We start from the raw sequence: 17,168 nt of genomic DNA, 5'->3' as shown, positions 1-17,168 counted from the left end.
GGTGAGAATTTAGCAGTTATCAGACATATAGCTTTAAATCTGCTGACGGAAGAAATCAGCTTCAAAGCAGGGATCAAAAGAAAGCAGAAAAAAGCGAACCGCAATAACGCTTACCTTTCGCAAGTCCTTGCAGGGCAAGGGGCTTCGTAATCTTGCCCTGAGGTCGAGCTTAGACAATGTCGGGTCGGCCTCAAGCAGTAACTCAAGCATCTCCTGCTGTGTTAAACCTCGCTCCTTTCTGGCTTGTTCTAAGAAGTGTGCAAACGTGAGTGGCATTCTTTGTCCTCGATAATCTCTATTATGGTAAGTATTGTTCGATTGCTTATGTAATTCAATCTTCTTTTATTAGAATTTAAACTATAGCTTATCGGGCAGGTTTTTATTATAGATGTAGATAAAACGAAGGTAGGTATTACTAGCTTTACTGTTGATGGTTTTATCGAATCGGCATTTTCGGCAAATGGGATTTTCAAATGCCCAATATTTCTTTTCCAGTGTTCCGCATAATTTATTTCGTCCTGTCACCGATGAGCGTTAACAAATTTAAACGCAGGAGCGGGATTACTAATTTATGAAATATTTAATCTTTAAAGGAAAGTAAAATGTTTAACTTCAAAAAAAGCGCACTAGCATCAGTTCTTCTTATGGGTATGGCAGTAAGTGCAGGTGCTAACGCATCTTCAAATGCTACTGTTATATGGAGTGGCACTGTTCCAGTAACTAACGCATCAGATGCACTTATCATCACTGGCCTAGGAGGTGATACAACAGCGCTTAACGGTACTATCACTCCAAGCACAGACGGTGTGTTTGAATCAGATACTATCGTACTTGAGTCTCACTTAAATGATGGTGATGCTGTTACTCCTGTTGTTGGTGCATTAGCTTCAGCTAACTGGACTCTAGTTGATGCATCAGTAGCTTTTGACGGTGTGGCAAACCCATCTCAAGCTGTTGAGATTAATGTAAATGGTGCACCAGTAGCCGTTGGTGATGTTGTTTCTGGTGAAGAAACTATTTCAACTAAAGTTATGCAGACTGCTGTATTACCTGAATCTGAAGTAGGTGGAACTACTGTTCAAGCATCAGTAACGGTTATGGCTGACCTTGTTTAATTTGTAGAAAATTCCCGATTCAAAGGCTCGTAGTAATTACTACGAGCCTTATTTCTCTACGATGGTAGTCAATATGAAAAAAGTTTTAATACTATTGGCTTTCATGAGTATGAATGCCAACGCCGATTTCAAAGTGCTTTACATTACTACGAGCCTCGATGTAGGCAAACTTTATACAAATTCAATTAATTCTGTTGAATTTATTCCGGCAGTTCTGGAGTTGACGTCAAATCAAGACAAAACAAAATTTGATGATGTTAATACCACATTAAGAATTGAAACAGATATACCTTTTGAGTCTTCGGATATTCCTTATATTTCAACGTTAACAAAAAATACGTCAATTTGTACGGACTACTCTGGAGTGAGCAATGTTCAGGATGATTTCGTTACATTAACGATTGACGGGAAAAGTTTGTCAGAGGGTGAATCCGTCTCTTTTTCAAATTTCAATTTAAATGATGGCGACAATAAGTATAGTGAGCATGACATTATATTAAGTTTTCAGTCATTTAAAGATATCATCACAGCGGGCCAAGCGGAGAGGTGTAATGGTGAGATAGAGTTCAATATAGAGGTAGATATATAATGTTCAGGTTCAAACTCATAACAATGGCAATTTTAGTGCTATTGCCTGTGTATTCGTATTCAAGTTATAGTCAAAATGTTCTTGAAGGTTTTGAAGAACTGTTTGAATTGAAAGAGTCAACAGTCCGTATACGTAACTTAGATGGTTCCCTTACTTCACCGATCCCATTTTTAACGTCGTTTAACACGTTAAAATTAGACTCGAATAATAAAAAAGCGATCGCACAGGTATCTGACTATTTAAATGATAATACAGTGTCGGCTGAGTACCAGCAGAAGATCATAGATCAATTAATGGTTGGCATACAAGATCAGTCTGAGTGTTTAGGTAAGCTCGATGAGTGTGAGTTGTACCCAGAAACGTTTGAGATCGTTCATAACTATAACGATCAAGAAGTCTATCTTTTTGTATCTCCACAGGTGTTGTCATACTCGAATCTCGATGAAGAACTGGTATACCACTCGTCTCTGAGTCAACACAATGGGTTAATCAATTCATTTGATCTGTACGTGAGTGAATATCAAGATCAAGACTCAATCGTTTCTTTAAATAATGAAACGACACTGGGGCTACCTTACGGATACCTCAAAACTGATTTCAATGCCAACAACAGTGATAACGGTTCTGAATTGTATGAAGCGGCATATCATTTAGATATCGATTCTTACTCAATAAAAGCGGGTCATTTTGAATTTGAGCCAGAGGTTAACTCAACTGACTTCCTGAATAACACCGCTCGAGTTGCTCAAAACTCGCTCACGGTAGGTACCTCTAAAAAGTTGCTCGTAGGCGGACATAATAACGACAAAGTATTGAGCTTTTATGCGCCAACAAGTGGCGGTGTACAAGTTCTTCGTGATGGTCGATTGATTTTTCAAGATAACGTACCAGAAGGGCAGAACTCAATTCCTTACAGCAAGTTACCATCTGGTCGCTATGAAGCTGTACTTGAGGTGACAAGTGGTGGGCAAGTTGTTAATACCCAGACTTATCAAGTATATAACACCAAAGGTGACTCTCTGACTCAGGGGGAAGTGGATTTCGTTGCCACTGCGGGTATGTTTTCAGGAAGCCATTACGACTACACGGAACATGGCATTCAAAATATTGAAGACGATGTTTATGGCAAGGCATTAGCTAACTACCAACTCACCCGTTCGTTGCAAGTAGGCTTGGGCGGCTTGGTCACGGACAGTGGCACTATGTACACCGTTGGTGGTGCATACAATCTGATTGATTGGGATTTGAGTACTGAAGCTGTGTACAGCCAATTCGAAGACGCATCTCACTTTAATGCTAATATCGGTATCCCTTATTTAAGTCTATCTTATGAGTCTCTCGATAATGAACTTGGTGATCCAGTTGCTTCTTATATGTACGGATATGCCGATTATTCACGTCTATCGTTGAATTCTTCGTACAGCTTCCGCGGTGGACAATCTATGTATGCGGTTTACTCGCTTAATAACGACAAGCAGTTAGACAATTTAGGTAACTCGGATGAACAGGAACAGCAGTTTATTTCCGTTGGTTACAGCACGCCCACAGTTTTAGATTCGCGAGTTAATATTAACGTCGATTACTCTGAGGCGACGGACGACATATCAGTTAATTTGTTATGGAGTGTCCCGTTGTCAGACACAGTAGAAACTATCGTGGGCCTGACGAGTGATAGTGATGACATTAATCAATTTAAAACAACAGTAAGACGAAATCAGTTAATTGACTCAGACTCCTTTAATACGTCGCTTGAGGTGAGTAACACCTACGATCGACAACAGGATGATATGTATCAAGATGCGTTATTGGCGACCAGTGGCACGACTAAATACGCTCGAATGAATGCCTCCGCCCATACGTCCACCAATGGTACGAGTGGTATCAATGCTGGCTTGTCTAGCACTCAAATCGTGACGACAGACGGCGTTTATATTACCGATAAAGCGGCAACGTCTTATACGCTTGTCGATATTCATCAGTCGCAGAATACAGAGCAGACGTTTGATGAAAAAGGTTACTTCTCTCTTAAAAAAGAAGGGCGAAACAACAGTAAGTTCATCGTATATAACGATGAAACAATTGTGCCTTTGGAAGACTATAGTCAATATCGTGCGAAATTTGATTCAGAGAGCGTTGATCTTTACAACTCTGGTGATAGTAACGTAACCGTGTTTACACACCCAGGTACGGTTGCTTCTATTGAGCCAAGAGTTAGTCGCGTCGTTTCGTTTGTCAGCGCCTTTAATGACATATCAGAACAGCCGATTACAGAAGTGGAGTGTCATGGAGAAGGTTGTATTGAAGTCAATGAAATGGCCGACGGTGTTTATAGAGTAACCGTATTGGAAGGCATGAACTTTGAATTGTCAGCGAAAGAAAGCCAATGCTTACTGCCTTATGAATTTACTTCAACAAATCAGATGAACTTTGGTCAAAACTATTGTTTGCCAATAGCTCAAGAAAAGCAGATAGATTTGATTGATGCAGATGAACGACTACAAGCGATGTATTTAGGTGCATACGAAAGCTCGATTGAACTGAATAAAGCGCTTAAAAAGCTCGAGTCACACGGTTATCGAATTATTCAGAAAGAAGTGGGTTCGTTTAAGGCAATTTATATAGCGCATGAATCTATAAACATGGCGGAAACAATAGCGCTTCATAAAAGAGATATCGATCAGTTAAAACTGTTGGCAAAGCGACTTTATCGCACCAACGCCATTACATACCCAGTCGCACAAGTTAATTAAGGAGTGGGAAATGAAATCCAATAAAGTTCTACTAAATTTAGTATCACTCACCGCTATATTGTTATCTATAAGTGTACAAGCTTTTACGGTAGATAAAATGGTTATTGTCTCTGATGATAAAGGGAACGGTATCGTTACGTTAACCAACGACGAGTCTCACCCAATTTTTATCCAAGCAAAGGTGGATGAAATAAATATTATTGATGGAGAACAGGTAGAAAAAAAACAATATACAAGAGACAACTTAAACGATTGGAAGGTGTCATTAACGCACCAGAAGGTAGTTATGAACCCTGGTGAAGAGAAAGACATTGGCATACGTAGTTTATGCCACAACGCTGCATGCGATAATTCAAAAGATTTGATGTTTATGCTGTCTTTTTCTCCAAGTAAATACAGACCTGGTGAAGTAGTGAGTGGTGTGGAAATTAATTACGGATTCGCACCTGTTTATATTATTCCTACAACACAACCGAATTATTCTTACGAATTAACCAACAACGGTGATAGCCTTAGAGTCGAAAATAAAAGTAATACCATGCTCAATTTTTTTGTAGATGCATGTGTTGCTGAAAACAAAGCCCAATGCAAACAAAAATTTACGGTTGTATCGGGAAGGAATAAGACGTTCCCTTTAACCGAAACTATGCGAAATAACGAGTTGACCATTACCGTGACATCTCACGACAGAAGCTATTCAAAGAAAGAAATGGTGACGAGAGGTAAAATATAATGCCTAGACCTATCCTATATATTGTAGCGTTTATTGCATTAATGACGACAAGCATGGCTCAAGCTGCGTTTGAAGTTCGCGCGGAAGTGAAGGCTGGTGGTGTTCGTTGGGACAATGTGACACGTTACAATGGTAAAATGCTGCCAAGTACGTGGGAAACTCCTCCTATGTTGCAGGCTTCAGAAGCTTGGGCGGCCGCGACATTTTCGGGTACACCTCCAACAGAGATGACTTTAATTGGGGGAAATGGGAATACTTCACCGTCAATATCGATCGATATATCGGGCGTTCAATACAATACTACTGGAATTGAATTTGCCCAGTCAGCGAATACGGTAGGTGGTGGGTGCTCATTTGATGAAGTGTCACTACCGATTGTGACTGTTGAAGGTCCAAACTGTGTTTCGTCTGTTCGATTAATTAATAAACAAAAATCGAGCCCATTTATTTTCCTGAGACCTATTTTCGATATTAACGAAAGTGAAATAGTGTCGGCATTAAGTGGGCTACCAGAGGGGCAATATTCAGCTTCAGTGCCGGTAAATATTCGTTACTACTATGAAAATGACGGCATTATGACTTATCGCAACATCAATGAAGTGATGTTGTTTTCATTTGATTATCAGCCTGTTCAACTCGACAGTGTTTTTGTAAGTGGAGATGGTGTCATGACGCCAGTCTACGACACAATTGGCAAAAGAATAACATCGACAACGTCATTTGATATTACAGCGAACGGCTATTTTAATGACGGAATTGTTTTAACAATGCCCTTACAGTCATACGAATTGGTTAATTCAAGTAACCCTGGTGTGGTTATTCCTTACAGCATTCATTGCGATCAGTGCAGCTCTGGTAACTTAGTTGATGAAGGACAATTAATGTATCAAACAACGGCTATTTCAGAAGGAGCTGGAGTGCAAACAAGTATTAACTTTACTTTAGACTTTGATTACGATATTGAGGGCAGTTCTGCTGTTTCCGGAGATTATTTTGATGAAGTAACGATCATGTTGGAGCCTGGTATTTAAGATGAAAAAAATGAACTTAATGTCATCGATTATCGCTGTGTTCTTATCCATAAGTGTATCAGCAGAGGAGCTGCCTATCCAGATGAGTGGTGGCATGACGTTTTCTGCATTTGATGACAACATGGGACAGACTGAAGCACTTGGTTATAAGGCGGCGGTTGGATATAACATTAGTGAAAACGTACTATTTGAACTTGGCTATGCTGATTATTCTGCTTTTTCTGATTCGGAAATAGATAGTTTACGTGCGGTAATGGTTGAAACCGACTTATTGCTACCCGTCAGTGAATTTGCCTCCTTGTATGCAGGAGTCGGGGGCGCGTTTTCTAGTGACGACACCAATTTTACGGCATCGCTTGGTCTTAAATACCAATTGAGTAAAAATTGGAGCGCCGACCTTGGTTACCAAGGCGTCTTTGATTTAGCTCGTCAACAAGACGATCTATACGCATTTAATGCACTGTTGGTTTATCGTTTTTCAAGCAATGAAGCCGCAGAAGGCCTTTCAGATATTAACCCAAGGCCCAATGTTGACCAGCTTGTTGAAGAGTCGACCCAAGTATCAAGGCCGAAAACCCAATTGGCGTCTATTGTCCCAATTAAGAAGGCGCCATCGTGTCAGCAGCGTTTAGTTGAATACCGAGTGGTTCCTGGCGACTATTTGCACCGAATTGCAAGAGCATTTGATAGCTCACTTGATGAATTAGTCGAAGCAAATCCAAATCTTAATAATCGTGATTTGAATTTGATTTACCCTGAAGAGAAAATACTTTACCCGAAAGTTAGCTGTTTAGATTAAGTTGCCTTCCTTGAAACAGAAACACTGCCAATTTTTTGGCAGTGTTTCTTTGTTTGTAGCAGAGAGTATCTCGCCAATGTAAATGATATCTACACTTGTTTAGCTATCTCGCATCTTGCGTTTTTGAAATTCAAGAGTGCCCAATACCTTTAAATCCGAATGCGCGATACTGCTCACCAATCGAGCTACTCACCTTTTATCGTTTGGGCTCGCAAATATGCTAATTAATACCTCAATTATATGCATGAAGGTCAAATATAAGAGAGCGGAGTAATGATCGGACCAAATATTTTAAACATGTATGTACTCATTCTTTTCGCGCTTGGTGTTATATACGCGCTGAGCAAAATAGACGAGTAGTATCATAAAATTTATTATTTTTAGTAGAGAGAAATATGAAAATTAAATATAATCTATTAACAGTATTCGCAATTTGTTCAGCAATGACTTCTACTGCTGCCAATGCTTTTAATGTCGACAAGATGATTGTCGTCGCGGATAAAAAGGGCAATGGTGTCGTGACACTTATTAATGATGAGTCTCACCCGATTTTTGTTAATGGAAAAGTACAAGAAATTCAGTTTATTGATGGCGACAAAATCGTTCGTAATAGTTATACAAGAAACAATCTAGATGATTGGAAAATATCTCTTACGCACCCAAGATTAGTTTTAAGACCTGGTGAAGAGAAAGACGTGGGTGTTCGTAGCTTATGTCACAACACGTCTTGCGATAACAGCAAAGATTTGATGTTTATGCTGCCATTTACTCCTAGTCGTTATAAAGAAGAGGGAGAGAAAATTCACGGTGTCGAGATAAACTATGGTTTTTCACCGGTTTATATTCTGCCTACGACAAAGCCAAGTTTTGATTATAAGATTTACAATCAGGGCGAGAATTTACGCATCGATAATAATAGTAATACGCTAATTGATGTTTATGTTAACTCATGTACAACAGAAAATAATACGCAATGCAAACAAAAGTTCACTGTTGTATCTGGTCGGGATAAAACGTTTTCTCTTGCGGAATATACGCAAAGTGAACAACTTAATGTAACCGTAACATCTTACGATAAAAAATACTCTAAAGAGATGCAACTGCCTATTCAGTAATAGGAACGCTGAAAATAGACATAATTATAGGCCTTCAATGATTAATGCTAATCAAGGACGATCAGCATTCATTACCCATGTTCAGTGCTAATTTTAGCCTACATGGCATCACTGTTATCAGCAAAGTGTAAATGCCCAATACAACATTAAATACAAATCATAAAATCAATTTTGAAATCAATAAAAAGTAAAGAGAAGTAATATGAACCTTTTAAGCAATAAGCCAGGAGGAAGCATTCCCCTGGGTTTTGTCGTCGCTACTACGCTTACCCTTTTTGGGTGTGGTGGAGAGGGCAGTGAAGGAAGTGCCGGAAGCTCAGCAAGTGTTTCCCCTAATACTCAAAGCGCGACGCTTTCCGCTCAAAATGCTACCTACTCGACTGGCTATGCTGAATCGTTCGAGGTTGACCTGTCGTCAAAGGTATTTTCATCAACGGGTGGTGGCTTTGCGCTGAGTGAAGTCGAGGTCTTGTCTAATGATGATAGCTGCCAAGTAGAAAGTATGACGGAAACAGGGTTTGTAATTCAGGCCTTTGATACCAAGGTGTGTGACTATCGATATCATGTGACTCCTAAAACATTGTCGCCAATGAGCCGTATGGCTGAAGCGCCAATGAGTGATAGTAGTAGCTCAGAAGGTTCGAGTTCTGCGTTTACGCGCATTGCGGTAAGTAGTAATCCTAGCTCAACCGAACTGGTTCCAGTAAGTGCAACAACACTGATTAATGAAGATGTGAGTGTTTTACTGAAGGACGAATTGGAGAAAGTCGGCTTTACGTTAGGTGACGAGTTTGTATTAACGGAGCTTACACTACCGTACGGTCGCTCGAGCTCAGTTCAAATAAATAGTACAGATGACCAGACTATGGATTATACCCCGCCGTCAGGTTTTACCGGCATTGACCGTGTTCTTTATACGTTAGAAGACTCGGTTAATGGCCTTGTGCTGATGGGGGTTTTAGATGTTGCGGTGGGCTACGAAGCTAACCAAGGTTTTACGATTGACGATAATATTGTATATCCAGTTGTTGTCAACGTATTGACCGATGAAGAAATCGACATCAGCGGCTTTGTTTCCTCGGACGATAGTGATGATTATCAATTGGTGTATGTTGAATCGTTTAACGCAAAAGCGGTACCTAAAGATCCACTGGACACTCAGAATAAAACGATCGTCTTTCAAGCGTCACAACCAGGTTACCACTATATTAGTTTTGCGGTTAGTGATCATAATGGAGTGTATGACATGGGTTTGATTCGTGTTGAAGTGACCGATCCTAATCAGTCATCAAAATGGGACGACATTTCTCATTTGTTGGATCTCTATATTGGACCACCCACCGCACTTGATGCAGCCGGGCAAGGCTCGCCTTATGATATAAAACTGAACGATGATGGCTACAGCCCAGCGATTGATATGGCTGGTTTTCGTTATCCGTCGGCCGTAGCATACTGCGACACCATCGGTGGTTCAGTGCCGACGTTTGATCAACTTAAGCTGATGGCCACTGATACCGATGTTCAGGCGTTACATAACTGGCCTGTTAAAGCGCAATACCTCGCTTATGATGACGGAGCAGATCTGGTTAAGTGGGTGGATCTTAAAGATGGCAGCACCCTTACAGGCGATGTCGATCCAACATCGGCTTATTATGTGACATGTGTTAAGCAAGGTTTAATTACTGTATTGCCTACCTCAAGCACGGAAGTTGTCGCGGATGGAGTTGATGTTGGTTCTGTATTTGTTGAGTTAAAACTCGGTCAAGAAGTAAGACCAGATACCCTTGTGACGGCTTCTGTCTCTAGCCCAAATGTGACATTGGACAGCGATAACGTTACCACAGACAGCTATGGTATTGCCGAGTTTCGCTTAACCAGTTTAAAAGCGGAAACCGTCACATTAACCCTTGATGTGGGTGGCATTACTCAAGACTATGAAGTTAAGTTTATTGGTGATGAAAAGACGGCTGCAGTGTCATCAGAAGCAACGATTGACACGGTACCTTATACGTCAGTGGAAGGTGGCCAGGTTACTGCGACCTTGACCGATCAAAATAGCAACCCAGTAGAAGGTTACTCAGTCATTTCAGTGGTAAGTACAGAACAGCACCCAGACACCGCAGAAATGGTTACTCCTATCCTTGAAGCGGAAACGACTCAAACCGATGAATCAGGTGAGCAAAAAGTGCGGGTAAAGTGGGATACAAACTATCAAACCCCAACAACGACCATGACCTTTGATGTGGCGTCATCTTACACCACAACAACCAATACACAGACTAATGCGATTAGCCAAGTTACCTTTCATGCCTATTTGTGTGGTGGCCAAGTTGGGGATGATGATCAACAAAACGCCGCGGGTGCCTGTGTTAAAATTGCGGAAAGCGATGGAAAGTTGTTTACCGGTACTCCAAGTGAGAGCTTTTTAAACGCTGTTGGCTATAGTGGTAATTACTACGGTAGTCATGTTGACAATATCCCTTATGGTCCTTCAGGATCGTTTGCACTGTTTAGTGTTACTGAAGCACATAGCCTTTGTGAACATTATAATACACTTGAGCTTAACGGGAGAGATGATTGGGCTTTAGCAAATATAGATGAGTTGACGAGTCTTTTTAATAACTTTGGTCACATGTACACCGCGAAGGGTTGGGCGACCAGCAGCTACTACTGGTCGTCGACGGCTATTGGTTCCAACTACTACCGCGTGAACCTCCGCTCTGGCGGCGTCTTCAGCACCGGCCCATCCTCTCAGTTCTACGTCTCTTGCGTATCAGGTTCTTAGGGTTCAACGTTCAGAGTTTGCGGCCCGCAGGGCCGTTTTTTCTTTTTATAGAGGGTAGCGGTTTATTTTCTAAACTCAGTAAGGATTAATATGGATATTGAAACAAAACTCAAGCTTAGTCAGCAACAAGGTAAAATTATCGGCATACATGAAGGCATGTTTGTTCGTTTTTATGATCAAGCGCTGTTCGCATGGCAGCAGTGGGTGGTCACTCACCCCTCTTTGCCTGTTTTAAAAGTGTCAGCTAAAGTGGTTAAAAAACTCGGGTCACAATGTGTTCTATCGGGCGGGTTACCTGTAAGCAGCCTTGCAAAAGTAGGGGTGTTTCCTGACGAAAAGGTATCATCAGCATTGGTTTTTATGCCGATATGTCTAATTGGGAAGAGTGGTATCTATCGCACAAAAACGACTTACCTGTACATGAACGGTCTGACTTAAATCCTAGACTAAAAATAGATAACAGCTTCGCTAAAGTTTGGATGCCACAGTGGTTAGTACACCAGCTAGACGAATGCACACCGGACACATCTAACCCAGAGGGTAGGTTGCTGTTTGATGTTATTCGTTGGACTGAACGGTAGCCTTAGTAATGTTTTTGATAAGGCGATACGCTAAAAACAGGGAACATAGCAGCGTTGCTGCGCCTAGAGAACACCTTTGTTACGGCATTGGTGAGCGGGCCCTGGTATGTTATCGGCACTTATGGCCTTATTAGAGGTAATAAAGGGGGGCAAGTCGAAAGGCAACACTCCGTATAAACAATAAGTGCAAACGTGAAGGGTTGGGCGACCAACAACAACTACTGGTCGTCGACGGCTAATGGTTCCAACTACTACAACGTGAACCTCAACTATGGCAACGTCAACAGCAACAACCCATCCAATCAGAACTACGTCTCGTGCGTATCAGGCTGACATATACTCAGTGTTGTCGCCTTATCAAAAATGACAAGAACGGAGCTTAACGCTCGTATAGTATGCATCGGCAGGGGCTTTGTTGCGTAATTCAATGGAACTAAATCAAGAACCTACGATCTGAACAGCTACCACCACTCTCTCTCGTAGCCTTATGCCTAAACCTTGTTACAAAACAACCAACTGGAAGCAATACAACCAATCGCTCATTAACCGTGGTTCTCTGACCTTCTGGATCGATGAAGAAGCAATAAGTGGGTGGGCGCAAAGCAAACAGAATAAGCGCGGGAGGCCACGTCGGTTCAGTGATTTAGCTATTACGACAGCACTCATGGTGAAACGAGTTTTTTCTATGCCACTGAGAGCGCTGCAAGGATTTATCGACTCGATATTTAGGTTAGCCCATGTGCCGTTAAGTTGTCCGCATTACACCTGCATCAGTCGTAGAGCCAAGCAAGTTGAGGTCTCATTTAAGACTAAAGCGAGAGGAGCGATACAACACCTAGCCATTGATGCAACTGACCGAATGCATTGGTCATATTCAAAGGCAAGTTGTAGGTTGGCGGCGCTGGTTTTTGGACGGGAGTGTTTAAATTCACTGCAAAACACATATTTTGTCAGTTTTATTTAAACTATAACCTATCTTGTAAATGGTATTGATTTCTATCCATCCACCGAGCCTAAGAAGCTTCTTTCTTAAAGACATGATCACCATATTCAATGCATTGTCACAGACGAATGAATTGGGCCATCCCATTTTTAGTAGATGGTGTTTGGTTAAATGCTCCCCTTGATGAGTGAGTAACTCTTTTAGAACTAAAAATTCACTGAGTGTGAGCTGGATGGGTTTTATCGTTGGGTGGTCGGCTAGCGAAATTCTTAGCGACCCTTTATGTAAGATTAAGTGCATAAACAAACAGCCAGTTTAATTATCATACCCGTATTATTTATTTGCTGCGATTACATGCAAGGTCAGGTTGAATATTAATCTGGCTATTATGCCTACTTAATGGGTTTTCCTTTCATATTACACATCAAACGAAACCATTTTATTTGCTGTTTTTGTATTAGTTATTTCAGTTTGTTTAAGTTCAACCTTACAACGTTCGCTTTGTGAGTTGAACGCGACTTGATTGCTAATAGGGTTTGAAGCGCAGTCAGAAGTCGGTACTTTCCCTGTCCAACGCACAGTGACATTTGCGGCCGCCGACTGAAAAGAGATAAGAGTTGCTAATACTGCTGTTGAAATAAAGATTAATGAACGCATATTTAGGCACCTTTTATTAGTGTTGTGTTGATATGCCTAGTTTGGTAGCGATAGGGCAGGTTGTAAAATAAATAGTTATAAATTCAGTTGCATTAAAACTTGAATGGTAATTTGTAGCAGAGGGAATAGTAGGAAACCAAAATAAAGGCTGGCAGTGAAAATTAAAACGGAGTGGGCGATCAAATGAAAGGGGAGGCTAATTTAAAGACGTTAAACTTGAGTGAAATCACTTAAGGACAGCGGGTTAGCCTAATGAGCCGTAGCTAGGAATAGCCACGGCATCAAATTGACCGCATTTGGATTTAACAAGAATCTAAGCTTCGTTAAAACAATATAGGCTAACAATAACTTTGAGCTTGGGTGCGCAATGCATTTTTTAGGTTCGTCGGCAGTTGTGAACGGTGTATACCCTGGATTGCACCCTCTAACGACCAAACTAACTCGATGGTTGGTTTATGGTGGGTATGCTGTTGGATAGCCTCTACAGCACCAATCGTGCCCAGGTTTTTGAGTTTCTCAATGGAGTTTATACCCGCTTTCTCAAGAAGTTGCTCAGTTGAGAATCGCATGTTGGGTAAGTCTTTGAGCCTTTCGGGAGCAGAAATATAACTGCTTTGTGATCTCTTTATTTGCTCTAGTGCGATTTCTGCTTCACATAGAGTCAAAGAATACTTGCTCCAAGGGTTTGCTGGCAACTTGTAATAATCCGCATTCTGACTTACTCCAAGTACGCTCGCATTCACCTTGGGGTAGCCCTTGTTAATAAAGTAGCCTTCTTGTGCCGGTGTTCCTCTGAGGTACAGCTCCCCACTTTTATGTAGAACGAGCAAAACGTGATCTACATAGAAGGCCGTTACGCCAAATATTTGTTTTATAGACACTCGACCTAATTGTTCCAAGCGTCTAAAAGTATGTCTGAAAAGTTGAGCCATTATTTTCACTCGATAATCATAAAAAGTGTGATCTATTGTCCAAATGTAGCCAGCAGTGAATATGGCATAAGCCAAGTTAAAAAACAGACAATGCCATTAGGCATGCCGGTTATTTAAATTCTCGATCTGCCATATCAGTTTTGTAACAGACGGTCAAAATTAAGGGGGGTCACGAAGGCGGGAGAAATTGGTATGTATAGCATCGACACAAATGTATTTTTAATGGCGACGGGTTGTAACTTTCAATCGGATATTGGCGTTCGATTTCGTCAGATTGCTATTAGAAGTTTGCACAAGGTTAATGATGATATTCTTCAAGGAGGTGAGTCCAATCGAGCGCTCGCCCATAAAGTGAAAGGCATTGCGTTATCTTGCGGGGCTACAGAGGTTGCAAGAATTTGTCTTAAATTGGAGCACTACGACGCGGTAATCAATGAAAGTGCAGGAAAAAAGATTTTGATGGATGTGTCTAACGCCATGATTCAACTTTTTGACGCTTAAGTTGGAGGATATGAACGTGTCTTTTAAAAATAAAATCATTTTCACCAACGCAACAATACTGGTTCTATTTGTGGTGTTGCTTACGTACTCCGCTATCGAAATCGTTCAGGTTTCTTCACAAAACCAATTTGAAGAGATAAAGGAGAGCATTACGGGAAATAACAAAAAGCTTCTACTTACCTTTGTGAAAGCTCAAAGTGTAACCCTTGATAAAGAGGTCGAGCTGATCACTGAGGAAGTGGATCATGTGGCGATTGATTTTGCTCATGATTTTGTTAATGAATCGAAAAACGAGGCACTTCGTAATAAACAGCTGGCTTATATCAATACTAAGCTTAAGCCCTTTATCAAAAAGGTGCTTTTTATTGACACTGAACGCAACCAAGAAGTCTCTATCACCGAAAATGGTATTGTAAGCCGCTCTATTTCTGTCGATTTTAGTCGCATGATCCACTACAAGAATTTCTATATAGGGAAAGAAGTTAAAGTGGGGCACGTCACTAAGTTTGCCATTTATATCCGTCCAGAGCACTGGGATAACGCGTTACTCAAATTTGATTTAGATTTAGAGTATTTTTCTCGTTCACTGACTTTTGAAAATATGATCGATGAATTCCAATACCGTTATTTCTTAGTAGACGACAGCGGCAAGCTTATCGCGTCGAATCTACAACAGAATGTCGACCAATTGATGTCTGAAAGTGTTTTTGATGAACAAATTCAAAAGAGTGTCGGAAGCCATATCATGTCACATTACTTGGGTAGTTTTGTGGTAAGTGGCGAAAAAGGTGTTTTCAATGTCACTTTTGTTCAGAACCGTCAAACCGGTTGGAGGTTGATTTTAGTCACGCCAGAGCATGTGATTCGTTCCAGTTATGCGACCACCAAAGAGCTGGTTTTATCTGGTGATAACTCGTTGATCAAACGCCTGTTCTTTGCTTATATCCTTTTGCTTGGTCTGTTTTTAGCTATTAACTCAATCGCGGTGAATAAGATGCTGATACCTATTTCTAAATTGATCGCACAAGCTAAATATCTAAAGCAGCGTGATTTTAATAAATCCAGACATACTGTTTATAGTAATGGAGACGAAATTGAACAGCTTTCAAAGGCTTATTCTGAGGCTGGGATCCAGATTCAAAATTTGATTGAAGGGCTTGAATATGAAGTTGAAGAGCGAACGAAGCAGTACGAGATAGCAGCGCAAGAGGCGAGTGAGGCCAATAAACAGAAATCGGTGCTGCTTTCAAATGTGTCCCATGAGGTTCGCACGCCACTGAACGCGATTATTGGTTATACACATATGCTAAGCCATAGCAAAAACTTTGACGAATATCGCCATCAGCTGAACGGTATTTCGAGTGCGAGCAATACTATTTTAGGCATTGTGAATGACCTATTGGATTTTGAAAGAGTAAAAGCAGCAAGCTATTCATTAAACCCTAAATGCCTGTCAGTAATGAGTTTGATGCGCGAAATTGAAAATACGTTTTTTCCGCTTAGCGAGTCTAAACAATTGTCGCTTGATATTATATGCAATGTCGATGCTTCGACAACATTGATGATTGATGAGCTTCGTATTAAGCAAGCAATCAATAATATAGTTTCGAACGCATTGAAGTTTACAAACAAGGGAGGGGTGACAATAGAAGTTTCAACCGACGATAGAGCATTCAATATCTCCGTAAGCGATACTGGAGTCGGTATTCCCCAAGATAAATTGGATGCGGTGTTTAACGGCTTTGAACAGGTTAATCAAGAAGACCAACAGTTTGGTTTTGGCTTGGGCTTGGCGATAACTAAAACCATCGTAGAGTTAATGAAGGGTTCGTTGCGTGTTGAGAGTGTGCTCGGCACCGGTAGTACTTTTGTTATCTCACTCCCAGCTCAAGAAATTATGAATGTTCTTGAGTGTTCTAACGGTGTTGCTGAACAGGTATATAACGTTAGAGAGCGCTTAGACTGCACAAGTAAAAAAGCCTTGATCGTTGATGATGTTGAGTTCAACCGAGAAATTCTAGAGTTCCACTTAAACGAGCTAGGTTGTGAATGCATGACCGCGAATGATGGTTTGGAGGCTTTAGCACTCGCTTCTGAACATGACTTTGATGTTGTACTGACGGATATTTCAATGCCGGTTATGGATGGCATTGAGCTTGCTTCTGAGTTGGAAAAGCGTAAGCCATCGTTACCTATAATTGCCGTTACGGCACGAGCTACCATTCAAGAAGAGGCTCGAATGGACCAATACTTTTCGTGTTATCTAACCAAACCGCTCAACCCGAGCGATCTAAAGCTAAAGCTTCATTGCGCTTTATCAGGTGGTACTTGCTAACTTAGTTAAATACTCCTACCTATAACCTGAGGGTAAGCCATCTTCGGATCTTCATGTATTATTTTCATCTGTTTTTCTGAGAGTTATGGGCATTGTCATCAAGATAATGCCCAAACTGTTATGAAAATAACTATCATCCAATCATAGACAGGATCTTAAGAGCTAACTTGTTTATTTAGATAGAAAAAAGGCTTCATTTATGATCAGATAATCGTCGCCAAACAAACTACCTACATCAATAGTGAAGCCGATGACGATTATCTCCTTACAGAAGCAATTTAAGCAATTCTTTAATGCTGACA

The 17,168-nt window shown here is 40.9% G+C and carries 14 protein-coding genes and 2 pseudogenes; 13 read left to right on the top strand and 3 right to left on the bottom strand.

Translation table 11 applies throughout. The annotated features are described in order from the left end of the window. The 11 genes and pseudogenes from AB4558_RS09215 to AB4558_RS09165 form a co-directional block, all read left to right on the top strand. A pseudogene (locus AB4558_RS09215) lies at nt 1-150 on the top strand (ISAs1 family transposase); the annotation flags it as partial. A gap of 452 nt (nt 151-602) precedes the next feature. After that, nucleotides 603-1,115, top strand: a complete 513-nt coding sequence (locus tag AB4558_RS09210; RefSeq protein WP_372158689.1) for a hypothetical protein — start codon at nt 603-605, stop codon at nt 1,113-1,115. 73 nt (nt 1,116-1,188) lie between these two features. Beyond that, nucleotides 1,189-1,704, top strand: a complete 516-nt coding sequence (locus AB4558_RS09205) for a hypothetical protein (protein WP_102321101.1) — start codon at nt 1,189-1,191, stop codon at nt 1,702-1,704. Next, a complete protein-coding gene (locus tag AB4558_RS09200) occupies nt 1,704-4,454 on the top strand; it encodes a TcfC E-set like domain-containing protein (RefSeq protein WP_372074867.1) in 2,751 nt (916 codons plus the stop codon). Before AB4558_RS09205 ends, AB4558_RS09200 begins: the two co-directional genes overlap by 1 nt. A 10-nt stretch (nt 4,455-4,464) precedes the next feature. Beyond that, nucleotides 4,465-5,187: a hypothetical protein gene (locus AB4558_RS09195; RefSeq protein ID WP_372158687.1), complete on the top strand. Its 723-nt coding sequence runs from the start codon at nt 4,465-4,467 to the stop codon at nt 5,185-5,187. Continuing rightward, nucleotides 5,187-6,218 carry a hypothetical protein gene (locus AB4558_RS09190; protein ID WP_065583729.1) on the top strand — a complete coding sequence of 344 codons (1,032 nt, stop codon included), beginning with the start codon at nt 5,187-5,189 and terminating at the stop codon, nt 6,216-6,218. The genes AB4558_RS09195 and AB4558_RS09190 overlap by 1 nt, the downstream gene beginning before the upstream one ends. Before the next feature lies 1 nt (nt 6,219). Further along, nucleotides 6,220-7,017, top strand: coding sequence for an outer membrane beta-barrel protein (locus tag AB4558_RS09185; RefSeq protein WP_102321098.1), 798 nt, complete (start codon nt 6,220-6,222; stop codon nt 7,015-7,017). Between the two features lie 395 nt (nt 7,018-7,412). Beyond that, nucleotides 7,413-8,132 carry a hypothetical protein gene (locus AB4558_RS09180; protein WP_241910598.1) on the top strand — a complete coding sequence of 240 codons (720 nt, stop codon included), beginning with the start codon at nt 7,413-7,415 and terminating at the stop codon, nt 8,130-8,132. A gap of 202 nt (nt 8,133-8,334) precedes the next feature. Further along, the gene (locus AB4558_RS09175) at nt 8,335-10,917 is read left to right on the top strand and encodes a DUF1566 domain-containing protein (RefSeq protein ID WP_372158686.1); all 2,583 of its coding nucleotides are present in this window, start codon (nt 8,335-8,337) and stop codon (nt 10,915-10,917) included. 90 nt (nt 10,918-11,007) lie between these two features. Next, nucleotides 11,008-11,355: a hypothetical protein gene (locus tag AB4558_RS09170; RefSeq protein WP_372074865.1), complete on the top strand. Its 348-nt coding sequence runs from the start codon at nt 11,008-11,010 to the stop codon at nt 11,353-11,355. 630 nt (nt 11,356-11,985) lie between these two features. Further along, a pseudogene (locus tag AB4558_RS09165) lies at nt 11,986-12,351 on the top strand (IS5 family transposase); the annotation flags it as partial. Between the two features lie 75 nt (nt 12,352-12,426). Here the strand turns inward: AB4558_RS09165 and AB4558_RS09160 are convergent. From AB4558_RS09160 to AB4558_RS09150, 3 genes are all read right to left on the bottom strand, one after another. Then, a complete protein-coding gene (locus AB4558_RS09160) occupies nt 12,427-12,741 on the bottom strand; it encodes a helix-turn-helix domain-containing protein (RefSeq protein WP_017061716.1) in 315 nt (104 codons plus the stop codon). A 117-nt stretch (nt 12,742-12,858) separates the two neighbouring features. Further along, entirely contained in the window at nt 12,859-13,098 is a 240-nt protein-coding gene (locus AB4558_RS09155) for a hypothetical protein (protein ID WP_017061717.1), read from the bottom strand. A gap of 338 nt (nt 13,099-13,436) precedes the next feature. Beyond that, on the bottom strand, nt 13,437-14,030 hold the full coding sequence (locus tag AB4558_RS09150) for a TfoX/Sxy family DNA transformation protein (protein WP_372126949.1): 594 nt from the start codon (nt 14,028-14,030) through the stop codon (nt 13,437-13,439). Between the two features lie 192 nt (nt 14,031-14,222). Between AB4558_RS09150 and AB4558_RS09145 the strand changes: the two genes are divergently transcribed. Next, nucleotides 14,223-14,531 (top strand): Hpt domain-containing protein, encoded by a 309-nt coding sequence (locus AB4558_RS09145; RefSeq protein ID WP_017061719.1) that lies wholly within the window; start codon nt 14,223-14,225, stop codon nt 14,529-14,531. A 10-nt stretch (nt 14,532-14,541) separates the two neighbouring features. Next, nucleotides 14,542-16,866, top strand: coding sequence for an ATP-binding protein (locus tag AB4558_RS09140; protein WP_102319993.1), 2,325 nt, complete (start codon nt 14,542-14,544; stop codon nt 16,864-16,866). Nucleotides 16,867-17,168: the final 302 nt, after the last annotated feature.

It is taken from the genome of Vibrio sp. 10N.222.51.C5 (genome assembly GCF_041474575.1).
GTDB lineage: Bacteria > Pseudomonadota > Gammaproteobacteria > Enterobacterales > Vibrionaceae > Vibrio > Vibrio crassostreae_C.
This window is presented reverse-complemented; position numbering and strand designations above follow the sequence as displayed.